We start from the raw sequence: 1,060 nt of genomic DNA on the forward strand, positions 1-1,060 counted from the left end.
TGACCGTCACCGAGCCGCTGACCGCGCTCCAGGCCGAGTTCCGCCTCGCCCCGGGCGGGTCGGCCCCGGGCGCCGGCACCGTCTGGACGGACCTGGCCGGCGCCGTGATCACCACCCACCAGGAGCGGGGCGCGGCGGTGTACCGCTTCACCACCCCGCCCGGCACCGACGTCCGCCCCGGTCGGTACACCTTCGCCGTGCTCGGCATCCGTACGCCCGCACCGCGCCGCGCCGACCCCCGGACCGCCGACCCCCGGACCATCGAGTCCTGGAAGGCCAGTGCCTTCGGGATCGACCGGCCGCGCGCCGTGGCCGCCCTCGGCACCTTCGCCGCACCGTCCGCCACCGGGACCGAGGTACGCCCCGGCCCCACGGCACCGGCGCGGCGCGACGGCACCCGTCCGCTGACCGCACCCGCCCGCTGAGCGGCCCCGGCGCCGCCGCACCACCGCACCACCGCCGTCCGGCCCGGCCCGCTCCGGTCGGACAACCCGACAGGTCAGCGACCCGATCGGGCTCATCCGGCCGACCTCGTTCGTTACTGTGGTCGCCAGTCGGCACAGCCGCCCCACCGCCGGGGCCGGCCCCGCACCACGTCATTCCCAGGAGGAGTTCGTGTCCACGGTCCTGACCCAAGGCGGCAACGCCCCGTTGACCGCCGCGCGGGTGACCGTCGAGGTCACCGCACCCAAGGCGCTGGACGTCTCGGGCCTGCTGCTGACCGATGCCGGCAAGGTCCGTTCGGACGACGACTTCGTCTTCTACAACGCCCCCAACGGGCCCGGGGTGACCCACCGCCCGGCCGCCGCGGGCAGCCCGGACGCCATCATCGTCGACACCGCCGCCGTCCCGGCCGGGATCAGCAAGATCGTGGTCACCGCCAGCCCCGACGAGGCGGGCGCCACCTTCGCGGGCATCGAACCGACCGCGACCGTCCGCGACGCCGCCACCGGCGAGGTACTGGTCACCTTCACCTCGCCGGCGCTCGGCCGGGAGACCGCGCTGATCGTGGTCGAGGTCTACCAGCGCAACGGCGCCTGGAAGGTGCGCGCGGTCGGCC

General features: G+C 75.8%; 2 protein-coding genes. Both read left to right on the forward strand.

The features are described 5' to 3' along the window. Window positions 1-425, forward strand: a 425-nt coding sequence (locus tag BI06_RS55155) for a hypothetical protein (protein WP_043468539.1), incomplete at its 5' end; no start/stop codon positions are given. Window positions 426-627: 202 nt separating this feature from the next. Further along, the coding region (locus BI06_RS45475; RefSeq protein ID WP_149030409.1) for a TerD family protein at window positions 628-1,060 on the forward strand (433 nt) is incomplete at its 3' end.

This window comes from Kitasatospora sp. MBT66, assembly GCF_000710405.2.
Classification (GTDB): Bacteria; Actinomycetota; Actinomycetes; order Streptomycetales; family Streptomycetaceae; genus Kitasatospora; species Kitasatospora purpeofusca.